Origin of the sequence: Ramlibacter ginsenosidimutans (assembly GCF_016654015.1) — a bacterium.
Lineage (GTDB): Bacteria > Pseudomonadota > Gammaproteobacteria > Burkholderiales > Burkholderiaceae_C > Ramlibacter > Ramlibacter ginsenosidimutans.
Window position 1 is genome coordinate 210,688 of record NZ_JAEPWM010000004.1, and the last position, 15,408, is coordinate 226,095.

The following is a 15,408-nucleotide window of genomic DNA, read 5'->3' on the forward strand; positions in this document are numbered from 1 at the left end:
GAGAAAGTGAAGTCACCGGCCCCACGACAGCCTTAAGGCGCTGCTCGAAATCGGCCAAATGTGACTTTCAGCCTGCGGACTAGAAATCCGCAGGTCGACTCTGCGCAGCTTGATCCCTGCCGATTCCACGCAATGAATTCAATGCTGCGCCGCCATCGCTTTTCCTGACAGCTGCTTGCGACCGAGGCTGTGTGAAAACCAGCGCGGAGCCGCTAGCGCAAGCGACCTCAGGGGGACTTTACGGCGCCGCGCGCAGCAGCGACGCGAGTTGCGGTACGAGCGCCTCGGGGCCGGAACGTTGCAGCGCGAGCTCCAGCGTGGCGAGCACCGCCGCGGCTACCTGCCGTTGCGCAGCCACATCGGCTGCCATGACGTTGTAGTAGTCCAGGTCCTTGCGCGCGTTGGCGATCGAGAAGCGCAGGCCGGACGGGTCGCCCGCCAGCAGGTAGGGCTTGATCCGCTCCAGCGCAATTCCGCCGCCGCCGCCCTTGGCCAGCACATCGACGAACGCCTCGGGCGCCACGGCGTTGGCCTGCGCACAGGCAGCGGCCTCGGCGAGCAGCGTCACCATGCCGAGCGACACGTAGTTGTGCAACAGTTTCATGCCATGGCCAGCGCCGACGGGGCCGACGTGCGTGATGTTCTCGGCAAAGCACCTGAGCAGCGGACGGCATTCCTCCAGCAGCGCGGCGTCGCCGCCTACCAGGAGGTTCAGCCGCCCTTCGGCGGCTTCCTTCGGCGTGCGCGTCATCGGGGCGTCCAGGAAGCGGCTGCCTGCGGCCCGCACGGCGTCGGCCATGCGCGCGCTGGAGGACGGAATCGCCGTGGAGCAGTCGATCACGGTGCAGCCCGGCCTCAGCCCCGCAAGGATGCCATCTTCGCCGGTCAGCACCGCCTCCACCTGCGGCGACCCGGTGAGCACGGTGATCACCACATCCGAGCGCGCCGCCATGTCCTTCAGGCTCGTGAAGCCCTTCGCCCCCGCCGCCTTCAGGTCATCGAGCGGCTGGTTGCCCGGATGCTCGAACACGCCCAGCTCGTAGTCGTGCTTGATGATGTTGCTGGCGATGCCGTGCCCCATGAGGCCGATGCCGACCATGCCGATTTTCTTCATTTGCAGTTCTCCGCCCAAAGGGTGCTAACGCGCCGCCAGGTCCGCCTTGTGCTCCGCCGCGAAGCGCTCCAGGGAGGTGGGGTCCACGGCTTGCTGGATCACGGACAGCGGGATCGGCGCGGGGATGGTCTTCGTCTTGTAGAACACGTCCATCGCGAGCTTCAGCTTGCCGACCAGCCCGGCGTCCTTCGACACGATCGAATGCGAGGATTTGGGATCGAGTTGCTCGGCGAGCGAGGGACGCTGCCGGTACACGAGTTCGAACGTCGCCTTGGCCACAGCGGGCGTGAGGCCGAGGCGCTTGACCAGGGCATCGATCGCGAGCTGCGGATTCTTGGCCACCGCCTCTACCGCCATCTGTTCGACCTGCAGCAGCTTGACGCCGACGTCGGGGTGCTTCTTCAGGAAGTCGGGACGCACGGCGGTCATGCGCGGACAGACGCCACCGGGCGTGTAGTCGGTGTCGTAGTTCACCACCTTGAAGCCTTCGTTCGCGAGCAGGGCGCTGTACGGCGACCAGGCGATGCCGGCATCGATCGAGTTGCTCAGGAACGAGTTGCGCAGCAGCGGCGCCGGAATGTTCACGATGTTGAGCTTGTGGAAGTCCACGCCGGCCTTCTCCGCCATCAGGTACAGCGCCACCTGCGCACAGGTGCCGGAGGCCGCGGCCACCTTGCCGGCCTTGCCGATGTCGTGCCACGACTTGACCGGACTGTCCTTGTTCACGACGAGTCCTTCGCCGGTCGCGTCGTTCATGTTCACGTACAGGATGCTGAGCGGCACGTTCTGCCCCAGCGCGAAGGCCAATCCGAGGCCCGAGGTCACCACGTCGAGGCTCTCGCTCTTCAGGCCCGCCATGAGCGGCGCGCCCGAGGTGAAGGTGAAGAACTTGGGCTTGAGGCCGACCTTTTCGAACAGGCCCAGGTCCTGTGCCACGTAGAGCGTCACGTGGTCGGAGTTGGGATAGCCGTAGTTGAACTCGATCGGGGCCGAGGCGGTGGCCGCGGATGCGCCGCCGGCGAGGAAGCCAGCCGCGGCGAGCAGCGCGGCGAACAGGTGCTTGAACTTCATGGGGTTGTCTCCTTCGGGTTTTCGGTGCACACGCTTCAGCGCCCCTTCCAGTGAACGATCCAGGCTTCCAGCCAGTTGAGGGTCAGGTTCATCGCCAGGCCGATGACGCCGATCAACGCGATGCCGATGTAGACGACGGGAATGCGGAACAGCGTCGCGGCGTCGGAAATCATGAAGCCCAGGCCCTTCTGCGCGCCGACCAGTTCGGCGGCGACGACGACGGCCCAACTGAGTGCCAGCGCCACCTTCAGGCCGGTGAAGATCTGCGGCAGCGCGCCGGGCAGCACGATGCGCATGAATGTCTGCCAGCGAGTGAGGCCCAGCGACTCCGAAGCGCGCCGGTAGGCGATCGGGAAGTTCGCGGCGCCCGCGTGCGCATTGGCCTGCACGTAATTGAACGAGACGAAGAAGATCAGCACGATCTTGCCGACCTCACCGAGGCCGAAGTACAGCACCGCCATAGGGATGAACGCGATCGGCGGAATCGGCCGGATGAAGGCCATGATCGGTGAGATCATCGCGCCGGCTCGCCGGCTGTAGCCGCTCAACAGGCCGAGCGGCACGCCGACGACAACGCCCGCGGCGAAGCCCACCAGCGTGCGCAGCAGACTCACCTCCACGTGCTCGGACAGCGGCTGGCCCTGGTAGCCGTCGCGCAGCAGTTCCAGGAAGGTGGTCCACATGGCTTCGGGCGTCGGCAGGTAACCGGGCTTGACGAAGCTGGAATGCGACACAACGGTCCACAGCAGCAGCAGGAACACTACCGAGGCGATGGAATAGACAACGTCGGGCACGCGCCGCCGCGCGCTCGCCTCGGAAGCTGGCTGCTTCCTGGACGCAACCGGTTCGACATCCGCGGAGCGGGCCAGGTCGAGGGGGGCGGTCATGGTGTTCATTTCCGGTTCTGCTTCAGGTAGTCGAGGATGTACGCCAGGTCGATCGCGGCCTGGATCTTGGCGAGCGGGATCGGCTCGGGGATCGCCTTCGTCGCGTGCAGCACGTCGCTCGCGAGCAGCAGCTTGCCGGCCAGCCCGCCTTCCTTCGAGGTCATCGAGTACGGCGAATGGGGGTCGGCCTGAGCCTCGAAGCTCGGCACGCGGCCGCAGCATTCGCGCGCCAGCGTGGCCTTGGCGACTTCGGGCGTGACGCCCAGCCGCTTGACGAAGGCGTCGACGCCCAGCTGCGGGTTCCTCGCCAGCGCTTCCCGCGCCATCGCCTCTACCTGGATCAGCTTGACGCCGACTTCAGGGTGCTGCTTCAGGAAGTCGGGCCGTGCGGCAGTCAGCCCGGGACAGACGCCGCCCTCGGGCGTGTAGGCCTCGTCGAAGCTCGCGACCGGATAACCCTCCGATTGCAGTTGCAGCGAGAACGGCGGCCAGGCCACACCAGCGTCGATCGAGTTGCTCAGGAACGAGTTGCGGAACAGCGGCGCCGGGATATTGACCACATTGAGCTTGTCCCACGGGATGCCTGCCTTCTGCGCCATCAGGTACAGCGACACCTGCGCACACGTGCCGACGGCCGCGCCGATCTTCTTCGCCTTCCCGAGGTCGCGATAGCTCTTGATGCCGGATTTCGGATCGACGACGAGGCCTTCCGCGGCGGCGTTGTTTGCTTCCCAGAACAGGAACTTCAGCGGGATGTCCTGTCCGAGCGCAAAGGTGAGCGCGAGGCCTGCCGTCACGACGTCCAAGCTCTCGCTCTTGAGGCCGGCGAGCAGCGGCGCACCCGAGGTGAAGGTGAAGAACTTCGGCTTGAGCCCCACCTTTTCGAACAGCCCCAGGTCCTGCGCAACGAACACCGTCACGTGGTCGGCATTGGGGATGCCGTAGTTGAACTCGATCGGCTTGCCGGTCTGCGCGCCGGCCACGCTGCAGGCGAGCAGCAGGGTGACAGCGGCGGAGAAGAGCTTGCGCAGTTGCATCGCGTGCTCCTTTAGACGGGGGCGGCCTCACGGCCTTCGACTTCGCTCTGCACCGCGAGCACCAGCTCGTGTTCGAGCGAAGTGAATTCGCTGGAGGCGAGGAATTCGTAGTCGCGCGGCTTGGGTGCATGCACGCGCACCTCGCGCTTGACGCGCCCCGGCCGGCGCGACATGGCGATCACGCGATCCGAGATGAAGATGGCCTCGCCGACGTCGTGGGTGATGAAGAGAATCGTCGGACGGAAGTGCTCCCACAGGCGTAGCAGCAGCTTCTGCATCAGCAGGCGCGTCTGGTAATCGAGCGCGCCGAAGGGCTCGTCCATCAGCAGGATGTCGGGCTGGCTGATCAGCGCGCGTGCGATCTGCACGCGCTGCTGCATGCCGCCGGAGAGCTGGTAGGGGAAATGATTCTCGAAGCCCTTGAGGCCTACCTCCTCCAGCAGGCGGCGCGCGCGCGGCTCGTACTCCTCGCGCGGCACGCCGCGGCACTTCACGCCAAGCACCACGTTGGCGAGCACGTTCAGCCAGGGAAACAGGGAAGGCTGCTGGAACACCACGCCGCGATTCGGCCCCGGGCCGTTCACCGGCTGGCCGTCGACGGTGACCGTGCCGGCCGAGGCCTGCTCGAAGCCGGCGAGGATGTTCAGCGAGGTGGACTTGCCGCAGCCGGTCGGGCCGACGATCGATACGATCTCCTGCGGCGCGATGTGCAGGTCGAAGTCCGCGAGCGCCAGCGTGCTGCCGCCGCGCGCACCCTGGCTCCCATAGGACTTGTTGACGCCGGTGAACGCAATCTTGGCCTGCTGGCCCGGCATTGGCTTGCGATCCTGCATCGTTCGTCTCCTTGGTGGTGCGAGGCAATGTAGATCGCGGCCCCGGCGGACGCCATCTGAATTTCGGCAACGCGGGGAACGCCGATTCCGAAATCCGGAGATGCCTGACCCATGGCTGAGTTCGCGGGCATCGGCGTTCGCTTTCGTCGAACACCGCATATCCCGAAAGTTGATGGACCGCGGGACGACCCCGCCGTAGCATCCCTTCCCACCCGAACCGGAGACGACAAGATGGCGAAGCAGATCCTGTACAAGCGCATCGGCCTGGTGCAGCGCAAGAAATCCATGACGCGCGAGCAGTTCCTCGACCACTGGCTCAACACGCACGCCGAGCTGTGCAAGAAGCTGCCTGGCATGCGCCGCTATTCGGTGAACCTGCTCGAGCCGGGCCGCTTCCCCAACTTCCCGTACGACGGCTTCTCCGAGCTGTGGTTCGACTCCGAGGAAGCGCTGAACGCCGCCCTGAAGAGCCCGGAAGGCGTGACGCTGATGGCCGACCTGCCCAACTTCGTCGAGAAGATCGAAGGCCTGGTGGTCGAAGACCACCTCATGCTCTGAGGCACTTGATGGACCTCGACGCACTGCACATCGGCTTCATCGGCTGCGGCCGCCTTGCCAAGGCCCTGGCTTGGCATTGCGGCCGGCGCGGCCTGCGCGTCACGGCGGTCGCCAGCCTCGTCCGCTCCGAGGCCGAGGACCTCGCGCAGCGCCTGCCCGGCTGCGAGGTGCTCGAGGCCCAGCAGGTGGCCGACCGCTGTGACCTCGTCTTCGTGACGACACCCGACGAAGCCATTCGACGCGCTGCGGAAAGCGTGCGCTGGCGTGCCGGCTCTTTCGTGGTGCACTGCAGCGGCGCCACCGAGGTCTCGGACCTCGCGAAGGCCGAGGAGGACGGCGCGTCCATCGGCGGCTTCCATCCGCTGCAGACCTTCGGCGACCCGGAAGCCGCGGCGCTGTCGCTGCCCGGCTGCACCGTCACGGTGGAAGGGCAGGACCCGCTGGATGCAGTACTGGTCGCGTTGGCCGAACGGCTCGGCTGCGCGGTCAATCGCCTGCCGCCCGGTGCGCGCCCTCTTTACCACGCGGCCGCCGGCTACACCTCGCAGTTCATCAATGCGCTGCTGCGCGAAGCGGCTGTCATGTGGCAGTCCTGGGGCGCAAGCGAGGAGGCCGCAGTACAGGCGCTGCTGCCGCTGGTGCGCGGCACCGTCGCATCGATCGACCAGGCGGGCCTGGTACAAGGCATGCCGGGGCCGGTCTCGCGCGGCGACGTGGCCTCGGTGCGCAAGCATGTGGCCGCGCTCGAAGCCTTCGATGCCGGGAGCGTGCCGCTGTATCGGGAACTGTGCGAGCGCACCGTGCTGCTCGCGCTGGATGGCGCGCGCATCGACGCGGCCACCGCAGGCCGGGTGCGCGACGTGCTTGCCGGCGCCGGCCGGGCGGAGCTGCGCCGGGCCGCATGAACCCACTGGAGTCGCGGCGGCTGTTCGGGACCGACGAAGCGCTCGCGGAGTCTCTCGAGTTGCGCGCCGGCTCGCTGATCGCGCGGCTGCGCGGCACGCGGCTGGGTCCCGTCACCTGCGAGGGACACGAGGTCTGGCACGGCATCGACTTCCTCTACCGCGATGCGGACTGGGGCACGCCGGCGCCTGCGGTCGATTCACTCGAGCACAGCCAGTCGGCCGACGCCTTCCGCGCCCGCCTGCGCGGCAGCATCGCCGCCGCCGAAATCGCGTTCGAGATCCACATCGAGGCGGACGTACGCAGCGTGCGATACGAGGCCACGGCGACGATGGCCAGCGATCTCGCCACCAACCGCACCGGCATCGTGCTCATGCACCCGCTTGCGGTGTGCGGCCGCCGTGTGGACGTCGAGCACACGGACGGACGTCTGAGCATGTCGACCTTCCCGACTCTCATCGCGCCGTGGCCGCCGTTCACGCTGGTGCGCGCCGTCCGTCACGAGTACGCGGACGGCGCGTGGGCGTCCTGCCGCTTCGCCGGAGAGGACTTCGAGCTGGAGGACCAGCGCAACAACGCCGATGCCTCGTTCAAGACCTACAGCAGGTCCAACCTGATGCCGAGGCCTTACGTGCTGCGTGCCGGGACCGTGCTGCGCCAATCGGTCACGCTACGAATCGAATCGACCCCTGCCGTCCGGCGCGAGCGCGAAGGCCGCCCCGTGCGGGTGCGCATCGGCGAGATCGCGGGCGCCCTGCCCTCGATCGGGACCGCCCTCTCGGGCGCGGATCTGCGCGCAGCGGAAAAGCACGCATCTGCTCTGCGGGCACTTGCGCCGGCCCACCTGCAGCTGTGCCTGGAAGCGGGCCAGGCGGTCGACGCGCTCGCGCTCGGTGGCCTGCTCGATGCGGCGGAGAACGCTGCGCTGCACCTGGAGATCCGGGGCCTGGCTGAAAAGGATGCATCGGCGCAGCTCGCATACATTGCGAAATCCCTGGAGCCGATCGTGCCGCACGCAGTCGCGGTCTTCCCCAGCACGACGCCCGTGCTGGCCGCCGCACGGCGTGCCTTTCCGCAATGCCGTATCGGCGGCGGCACGCCCTTCTTCTTCACCCAGTTGAATCGCATCGAAGATCTCGGCGCCTGCGACTTCCTCTGCTTCGGCACCGCCGCGGTCGTGCACGGGGCGGACGACGAGGAGATCATGGCTGGCCTGCAGAGCCTGCCGGCCATGACCGCGACCCTGCGCGAGCGGCACGGCGAGGTTCCGGTGCACGTCGGCCCGAGCGGCATCGGCGCGTGGCGCAGCCCGCTGGGAGCGCAGCCGGCGTCCGACGGCACGCGCCGGCTCGCGCTCGCTCGGCGCGATCCACGCACGCGCGGACTGTACGGCGCCGCCTGGGCCGTGGGCTATATCGCGCAGTTCGCACAAGCGGGTGCTCAGGCGATCACGCTGTTCGACCTGACCGAGGGCCCCGTGCCTGCGTTCGACGTGCTGCGTCGGATCACGCAGGGCACGCGCTGGCGCCGATGCGAGTCCTCCGACCCGGCATCGATCGCGGTGCTGGCACTGGAAGGAGCCACGCTGCTCGCCAACCTGCGTGACACCGCGGTCGACGTCAAGCTCGACGGCCCTGCCGGCAGTGCGCCTATCCGCATCGACCCCTACGAAACCCTGATCGCATAGCCGCGTCCCCCGGGCATACTGGCGAAAACTGCCGAGGTGCCGGATGCTGCCTGACATCGATTCGTTGGCCTTGTTCGTTCGCGCTGCCGAATTGCGCAGCCTCACCAAGGCTGCCGAGGCGTCGCACATCGGCCTCGCCGCCGCCAGCCGGCGCATGGCGCTGCTGGAGCACCGCTTCAAGACGGCACTGCTGGAGCGCTCGCCGCGCGGCGTGGAGCTCACGCCGGCCGGCGCCTCGCTTCTGCCGCACGCGAAGGCCCTGCTGCACGAGATCAACGAGATGCAGGCCGAGATGCGCGATTACGCTGATGGCCGCAAGGGGGCGCTGCGCGTCCTCGCCAATACCTCGGCCATGACCGAGTCGCTGCCCGCCGACCTCGCCGCTTTCCAGAAGCTCAACCCCGATGTCCGCCTTTTGGTGCAGGAGCGCTGGAGCAGCGAAATCGTGCACGACCTGCAGGCCGGCGAGGCGGACATCGGAATCGTGGTGGAGGGCCTGCAGACCGACGGGCTCGAAACGCGCGTGTACCGCACCGATCGCATCGCCGTCGTGATGCCGGCGAGCCATCCGCTCGCCAACGTGCCCGAAATGAAGTTTGCGCACGTGCTCGACGACGACCTCGTCGCGCTCGAGTCGAGCGCGTCGATGATGCGCCTGCTGACCGAGCAGGCCGTGATCGAGGAACGCACCCTGCAGCTGCGCGTGCAGGTGCGCAGCTTCGAGGCAGTGTGCCGCATGGTGCAGGCGGGCCTCGGACTGGGCCTGCTGCCCTTCGAAGGCGCCAGCGTGATGGGCGGCGCGCTTGGCCTGATGGTGCGGCCGCTTTCCGAGTCCTGGGCCGAACGCAACATGCTCGTCTGCGTGAAGAAGGAGCGCGCCTCGAACACGTCGGTGGCCAAGCTGGTCGAATACCTCGTTTCGACGGGCCCTTCCTGATCACATGCGCGCTGGCCGCGCGCTTCGAAAATCCACAAGTCCGGCTTGCCCAGATTCCCATGGACGCTGGCGGCTGCAACTCGAAGAATCGCTCCCATGGTTGACTCGCGTGCAGGACGCGGGCAGCCCGCAACCCAAGGAGCTTCTCGATGCAGCCCGCCCAGCCCGATCTCTATCCGCACGCGCGCCGCTGGCGCGACCACCAGCCGCAGTACGGCCACCTGATCGGCAGCGCGTGGCGCGATGCGAGCGCCGTGATCGGCGTGACCGCACCGGCCACCGGCCGGCCGCTCGCATGGCTCGGCCGAGGCGGCGCCGCGGAGATCGACGACGCGGTGGCTGCCGCGCGCGCCGCGCTCGCAGGCGCATGGGGCCGCAGCACCGCCGCCGAACGTGGCCGCATCCTACAGGCCTTCGCGGCGCTGGTGCTCTCGCACTGCGAGCGGCTCGCCTGGGTGGAGGCGCACGACACCGGCAAGCCGATCTCGCAGGCGCGCGCCGACATCCGCGCCGTCGCGCGCTACTTCCAGTTCTACGGCGAGGCCGCCGACAAGGTGCACGGCGAGGTCATCCCCTACCTCAACGACTACAACGTCGCTGTCGTGCGCGAGCCGCTGGGCGTGACGGCGCACATCACGCCTTGGAACTATCCCGCGCAGATGTTCGGCCGCACGCTGGCGCCTGCGCTCGCGATGGGCAATGCCGCGGTGCTCAAGCCGGCGGAAGAAGCCTGCCTGGTCTGCCTCGAACTCGGCGCCCTCGCCGTCGACGCGGGCTTCCCGGCGGGAGCGCTGAACATCGTCACCGGCCTGGGCGAGGAAGCCGGCGCCGCGCTCACGCGCCATCCGGGCATCGATTTCGTTTCCTTCACGGGCTCGCCCGAAGTGGGCCGGCTGGTGCAGGAAGCCGCTGCCATCCACCACATCCCGGTCGTGCTGGAGCTCGGGGGCAAGTCGCCGCAAGTCGTGTTCGCCGACGCAGACCTCGACGCAGCGGCGACCAGCGTGTGCAAGGCCATCACGCAGAACGCGGGCCAGACGTGCTCCGCAGGCAGTCGCGTGCTGGTGGAGCGCAGCGTGCTCGATCCTTTCGTCGGGCTGCTCGCCGCGCGCTTCGGCGCGCTGCGGATCGGCGTGCCCGAGGAAGACGCGGACCTCGGCCCCTTGATCAACGCCACGCAGCAGCGCCGCGTGCTCGACTTCATCGAGAACGCCAAGCGTGACCGGCTGCCCGTCATCACGCAGGCCAAGGTGCCCACGCAGCACACCAACGGCTACTTCGTACCGCCGACGGTGTTCGGTCCGGTCAACGCCGACAATCCCCTCGTGTGCCAGGAAGTGTTCGGCCCGGTCCTTGCGCTGCAGGTATTCGAGGGCGAGGACGAGGCGGTGGCGCTCGCCAACGGCACCGAGTTCGGGCTGGTCGCCGGCGTGTGGACGCGCGACGGTGCCCGGCAGCAGCGCCTGGCGCGCCGCATCGTCTCGGGCCAGGTCTTCATCAATTGCTATGGCGCCGGCGGCGGCGTGGAGCTGCCGTTCGGCGGCACCAAGCGCAGCGGTCACGGCCGCGAGAAGGGCCTCGCCGCGCTCGAGGAAGTGAGCACGACCAAGACGGTCGTCAACTACTACGGCTGACGCGCACTCGTCCCGAAGCCAGGAAGGACCTTCACCATGAGCAGCAAACCCCTCGAAGGCATCGTCGTCGTCGCGCTGGAGCAGGCTGTCGCCGCGCCCTGGTGCTCCAGCCGCCTTGCCGATGCTGGCGCGCGCGTGATCAAGATCGAGCGACCGGGCGGCGACTTTGCGCGCGGCTACGACACCGCCGTCTTCGGCGAGTCGTCCTATTTCGTCTGGATCAACCGCGGCAAGGAGTCGGTGGTGCTCGACCTCGCGCGCACCGACGACAAGGCGCGACTGCGCGCCCTGCTCGGCATCGCGGACGTGTTCATCCAGAACCTCGCGCCCGGGGCGGCTGCCCGCCTGGGCTTCGGCTCCGAGGAGTTGCGCGCGGAGCATCCGCGCCTCGTTACCTGCGACATCAGCGGCTACGGCGATTCGGGGCCGCTGCAGCAGCTCAAGGCGTACGACCTGCTGGTGCAGGCGGAGAGCGGGCTGGTGGCGGTGAGCGGCGCGCCCGGTCCGTGGGGCCGCATCGGCGTGTCGATCTGCGACATCACGGCCGGCATGAACGCCCTGATCGGCGTGCAGCAGGCGCTGCTGCAACGTGAGCGCACGGGCCTCGGCAGCGGCGTGAAGGTCTCGCTTTTCGATTCGGCGGCCGAACTGATGGCCGTTCCTTACTTGCAGGCCCGCTACGGCGCCGGCGCTCCGGAACGCGTCGGCCTGAAGCACCCGAGCATCGCGCCCTACGGTTCCTTTATCTGCTCCGATGGTCGCGAGGTGGTGCTGTCGATCCAGAACGAGCGCGAGTGGGCCAGCTTCTGCCGCATCGTCCTGGGCGAGCCGGAGCTCGCGACCGACACGCGCTTCAACAACAACACGGTCCGCACGCAGAATCGCGCGGCGCTCGAAGCCGCGGTGCAGGCCGTGTTCGGCCGCCTCACCTATGCCGAGGCGATCGACCGCCTCACCGAGGCGCAGACCGCCTACGGCTCGATCAACTCGGTGCACGACCTGATCACGCATCCGCAGCTGCGCACGCGGCGCATGGACGTGCACGGCAGGATCGTGGAGGTGCCGGCGCCGCCCTACGTGACCGAGTGGGACGAACCGCGATTCCCGAGCGCACCCGGCATCGGCGAGCACGGCACGCTGCCCGAGCCCGAGGTGGTCCAGGTCAGCGGAGACTAAGAGGAGTCGGTTTCGACGCCCGGCCCAGGCCGGGCCTTTTTTTGGCGTGCCACCCGCAAAAAGAAGAAGCCCGGCATGCCGGGCTTCTTCACTCTGCGCTTCGCAGTCGGGCAGTACACCTCACGCCGACGGCGCTGCCCCTTCGACCACGATCATGTTCGAGTTGGACGACAGCTGCCTCAGGCGGCGGGCCGGGGCGTACTCGGGCGAGTCGATCCAGGCCTGCGCCTGCTGCACGCTCGGGAACTCGAGCACTACCAAGCGGCTCGGCGACCAGCCGCCCTCCAGCGTCTCCGCGCGGCCGCCGCGGGCGAGGAACTTGCCGCCGTACTGCAGCACCGTGGGCGGCGACAGCTTCTTGTATTCCTCGAACAGCTGCGGGTCAGTGACTTCCATGTCGTTGATGACGTAGGCGGGCATGGCCGGCTCCTTCCGCTGCTTCAGGCTGCCTTGCGCAGCGGCGTGGGTTCGGCCGGCTGCTGCCGCACCTCGATCCCGAGTTCCTTCTCGCGCTGGAACATGATGGCGGCGGTGTCGCGGTCGCCGAGGCCTTGCGCGATCGCGTTCTCCATCGTCTTCTGCGCTGCGCGGCCGACCAGCGGCTCGAAGCCCAGCTTGTCGGCCAGGTCGCACGCCAGGCGCACGTCTTTGCACGCGAGCTTGATCGCGAAGCCGGGGCTGTCGTCGCCGACGAAGGCCTTCTTCGGCATGGCGACGGCCAGCTGCTGGTTCCAGCCCATCGTCGTGCGGATCACCTGCTGGATCAGCTCCAGCGTCAGGCCCGACTTGACGCCGATTGCCAACGCCTCCGTGTTGGCCATCATGATCGTGGTGGCCAGCAGGTTGTTGGTGATCTTCATCGCGTGGCCGGTGCCGGGACCGCCGCAGTAGAAGGTGTCGGTGCCCATGCAATTGAGCACCGGGGTCGCCTGCTCGATCGCGGCCTGGTTGCCGCCGACCATCAGCGTGAGCGTGCCGGTCGCCGCGTGCTCGGACGTCTTGCCCACCGGCGAATCGACCAGTTCCATGCCGCGCGCGCGCAGCGCGTCGCCGACGCGGCGCGAGGTCTGGGGGTCGATGGTGCTCATCTCGATGACCAGGCCGCCCTTGCGCAGGCCCTGGATCACGCCGTCGTCGCCGAGCACCACCTGCTCGACGTGCTGCGGCTCCGGCAGCATGGTGACGACGATCTCGCTGGCCGCGCCGACTTCCTTGGGCGTCTTCGCTGCCTTGGCACCCGCCTGCACCAGGCGGGCGATCGCTTGGGGGCTCTTGTCGTAGACGGTCAGCTCGTGGCCGCCCTTGAGGATGTTCAGCGCCATGGGGGCGCCCATCACGCCGAGGCCGATGAATCCGACTTTCATGATCACTTCTCTTTCAGGTTGGAGGGTTGCTCTGGAAACCGGGGCCCGCTCAGGCGGGATTGCCCCACTGGTTCATCTCCCACACCGGGCGGCCGCGCAGGTCGGGCACGTCGGTACGGAGGAATTCGGCGGCCGCCGGCTTGGCGCCCAACTTGTCGTAGGCAGCCTTCACGAGCGGCGCAGTGCGCTGGAAGGGCGCTCGCACCTGCTCCCAGGTGAGCGCCTTCTCGATCTGCTTGTTCCCGGCCATGTAGCGCGAGGAGGCCAGGATCGCCAGCGCGTCCTTCTCGGTGGGCCACGACCAGCCGCGCGAGAACAGCACGTCGTCCTTGACCACCTTGGCGCCCGAGACGGGGTCCAGCTTCCAGTATTGCTTGACCAGTTGCGAAACCGCGCCGGGGTCCATCGCGGACAGCGCGGCGACGGCCTCCTGCTGCGCGACGAGGAACGCGGTGACCGCCTGCGGGTGCTGCTCGATCAGCCCGTTGCGCCCGATCCAGAACGAGCGGTGCAGGTAATAGCCGTCCGGGTAGAACTGCGACTTCTTCACCGAGGCCAGCAGGTGGCCGGCGCCCTTGCCGGCAGGGCCGTCGTAGTAGTCCTCCGTGTAGCCGAAGGAGTTCATGATCGCAACCGTCCCGTTGGCCTGCGCGGCGTAGTACGCGGGCGAGATCGTGCAGGTGGCATCCACTCCGGTCGGCACCGAGGCGGCCTGGGCATGGGTGGGCATGTTGATGTACTTGATCCCTGCGTCCTTGAGCGGGTCCTGCACGCCCAGCTCGTACTTGAGCATCTCGGTCAGCGCGCTCTGCGGGTCTCCGCCCAGCGACACGCCGATCGTCTTGCCGCGCAGCTGCTGCGCGTTGCGGATCGGCGACCCCTTGCGCGTCGTGATGAGGAAGCGAAGGTGGCCTTCGCCGACCACCAGCGGACTGATCGGCAGGCCCGTGGAGATCGCGCGGATGATCGGCGTGTTGCCCCACATGCCGATGTCCAGGTTGTTGCCGACCATCGCTTCCACCATAGGCAGCGCCGTCGGGTACTCGCGCCAGTCGATCGTCAGGTCGTAGCCGTAGTCGGCGGCACGCTTTTCCAGCAGCTTGTTGTTGATCATGTACTGCGTCATCGGCGAGTTGCCTGCAGCCCACGGGATGCGGCCGATCGACACCTTGAGCGCGCGCCGCGACCCCTGCGCGCGCACGTAGCCGGGGGCGGCGACCAGACCGCCGGCGACGAGGGCACCGCCACTCGCGAGCGCGGCGCCGCCGAACACCAGCTGGCGGCGGGAAATGGAAGTCGGATTGGACATGGAAATCTCCTTGGGTGGTGAGGGGTCCGCGCCTTACGCGGCGCTCTCGGCGGGCTCGGTGCGCGTCGGTTCGGAGCCGTCGATGGCGCGGTACGCTTCATCGCGGATCAGGCGCCAGATCTGTTCGCTCAGTTCGCCGAAGCGGGGCTGAGCGCGGACGTGCTCGTCGCGCGGGCGCGGCAGGTCGATGTCCAGCACTGCGCGCACGCGGCCCGGGTGGCTGCTCATGACGACCACCCGGTCGGCCAGGAACACCGCTTCCTCGATGTCGTGCGTGATGAAGACGGCGGTCTTGCGCTGCGAGCGCGGCGCGGTCTGGCCCCAGATGCGCAGCAGCTCGATCTGCAGGATCAGGCGCGTCTGCGCGTCGAGCGCACCCAGCGGCTCGTCCATCAGCAGGATGTCGGGGCCATTGGCCAGCAGCCGCGCGAGGGCGACGCGCTGGCGCATGCCACCGGAAAGCTGGTGCGGGTATTTCTTCTCCGAGCCCTTCAGGCCCACCAGCTCGATGAAGTGAACGATGCGTTCCTCGCGCTGCTGCGGCGTGAACTGCTTGCCCGGCGTGCCGTGGCGCAGGCCGAAGCCGATGTTGTCCTGGACGGTCTGCCAGGGCATCAGCGCGTAGTCCTGGAACATCACGCCGCGGTCGGCACCGGGACCGGCGATCGCCTTGCCGTCCTTCTCCAGCACGCCGGCGCTCGGCGTGTCCAGGCCCGCAATGAGGTTCAGGACGGTGGACTTGCCACAGCCCGAAGGCCCGACGATGCAGATGAACTCGCCGTCCTCGATGTCGAGCGACACGTCGGCCAGCGCCAGCGTCTGCTGGCCCGAACGAGGCGCGATGAAGCTCTTGGTGATGCCCTTGAGGTGCAGCTTGGGCGCGGGAGTGGTCGTCATG

The 15,408-nt window shown here is 68.1% G+C and carries 15 protein-coding genes; 6 read left to right on the top strand and 9 right to left on the bottom strand.

Annotated elements, in window-relative coordinates; translation table 11 throughout:
* Window positions 1-238: 238 nt before the first annotated feature.
* From JJB11_RS12165 to JJB11_RS12185, 5 genes are read right to left on the bottom strand one after another with little or no spacing between them, the layout of a single operon-like run.
* Window positions 239-1,114: an NAD(P)-dependent oxidoreductase gene (locus JJB11_RS12165; RefSeq protein ID WP_201171083.1), complete on the bottom strand. Its 876-nt coding sequence runs from the start codon at window positions 1,112-1,114 to the stop codon at window positions 239-241.
* Between the two features lie 24 nt (window positions 1,115-1,138).
* Entirely contained in the window at window positions 1,139-2,185 is a 1,047-nt protein-coding gene (locus JJB11_RS12170; protein WP_201171101.1) for an ABC transporter substrate-binding protein, read from the bottom strand.
* Window positions 2,186-2,220: 35 nt separating this feature from the next.
* Entirely contained in the window at window positions 2,221-3,072 is an 852-nt protein-coding gene (locus tag JJB11_RS12175; RefSeq protein WP_201171104.1) for an ABC transporter permease, read from the bottom strand.
* Between the two features lie 5 nt (window positions 3,073-3,077).
* Window positions 3,078-4,109, bottom strand: a complete 1,032-nt coding sequence (locus JJB11_RS12180; protein WP_201171109.1) for an ABC transporter substrate-binding protein — start codon at window positions 4,107-4,109, stop codon at window positions 3,078-3,080.
* 11 nt (window positions 4,110-4,120) lie between these two features.
* Window positions 4,121-4,942, bottom strand: coding sequence for an ABC transporter ATP-binding protein (locus JJB11_RS12185; RefSeq protein ID WP_201171110.1), 822 nt, complete (start codon window positions 4,940-4,942; stop codon window positions 4,121-4,123).
* 231 nt (window positions 4,943-5,173) lie between these two features.
* Between JJB11_RS12185 and JJB11_RS12190 the strand changes: the two genes are divergently transcribed.
* The 6 genes from JJB11_RS12190 (at window position 5,174) to JJB11_RS12215 (ending at window position 11,837) form a co-directional block, all read left to right on the top strand.
* Complete coding sequence (locus tag JJB11_RS12190; protein ID WP_201171113.1) at window positions 5,174-5,500, top strand: EthD family reductase; 327 nt, start codon at window positions 5,174-5,176, stop codon at window positions 5,498-5,500.
* 8 nt (window positions 5,501-5,508) lie between these two features.
* Window positions 5,509-6,405, top strand: coding sequence for a Rossmann-like and DUF2520 domain-containing protein (locus tag JJB11_RS12195; RefSeq protein ID WP_201171116.1), 897 nt, complete (start codon window positions 5,509-5,511; stop codon window positions 6,403-6,405).
* A complete protein-coding gene (locus tag JJB11_RS12200) occupies window positions 6,402-8,090 on the top strand; it encodes a D-apionate lactonase family protein (RefSeq protein ID WP_201171119.1) in 1,689 nt (562 codons plus the stop codon). The genes JJB11_RS12195 and JJB11_RS12200 overlap by 4 nt, the downstream gene beginning before the upstream one ends.
* Before the next feature lie 43 nt (window positions 8,091-8,133).
* Entirely contained in the window at window positions 8,134-9,027 is an 894-nt protein-coding gene (locus JJB11_RS12205; protein WP_201171122.1) for a LysR family transcriptional regulator, read from the top strand.
* Window positions 9,028-9,176: 149 nt separating this feature from the next.
* Window positions 9,177-10,661, top strand: a complete 1,485-nt coding sequence (locus JJB11_RS12210; RefSeq protein ID WP_201171125.1) for an aldehyde dehydrogenase family protein — start codon at window positions 9,177-9,179, stop codon at window positions 10,659-10,661.
* Between the two features lie 36 nt (window positions 10,662-10,697).
* Window positions 10,698-11,837: a CaiB/BaiF CoA transferase family protein gene (locus JJB11_RS12215; RefSeq protein ID WP_201171128.1), complete on the top strand. Its 1,140-nt coding sequence runs from the start codon at window positions 10,698-10,700 to the stop codon at window positions 11,835-11,837.
* Window positions 11,838-11,957: 120 nt separating this feature from the next.
* Here JJB11_RS12215 and JJB11_RS12220 read toward each other — a convergent pair whose 3' ends face one another.
* Genes JJB11_RS12220 through JJB11_RS12235 form a run of 4 tightly spaced genes read right to left on the bottom strand, consistent with a single transcriptional unit; the run spans window position 11,958 to window position 15,407 of the window.
* A complete protein-coding gene (locus JJB11_RS12220; protein WP_201171131.1) occupies window positions 11,958-12,257 on the bottom strand; it encodes a DUF1330 domain-containing protein in 300 nt (99 codons plus the stop codon).
* A gap of 20 nt (window positions 12,258-12,277) precedes the next feature.
* Entirely contained in the window at window positions 12,278-13,201 is a 924-nt protein-coding gene (locus tag JJB11_RS12225) for an NAD(P)-dependent oxidoreductase (protein WP_201171133.1), read from the bottom strand.
* Between the two features lie 49 nt (window positions 13,202-13,250).
* Window positions 13,251-14,510, bottom strand: coding sequence for an ABC transporter substrate-binding protein (locus tag JJB11_RS12230; RefSeq protein WP_201171142.1), 1,260 nt, complete (start codon window positions 14,508-14,510; stop codon window positions 13,251-13,253).
* A gap of 33 nt (window positions 14,511-14,543) precedes the next feature.
* Window positions 14,544-15,407 carry an ABC transporter ATP-binding protein gene (locus JJB11_RS12235; protein WP_201171144.1) on the bottom strand — a complete coding sequence of 288 codons (864 nt, stop codon included), beginning with the start codon at window positions 15,405-15,407 and terminating at the stop codon, window positions 14,544-14,546.
* Window position 15,408: the final 1 nt, after the last annotated feature.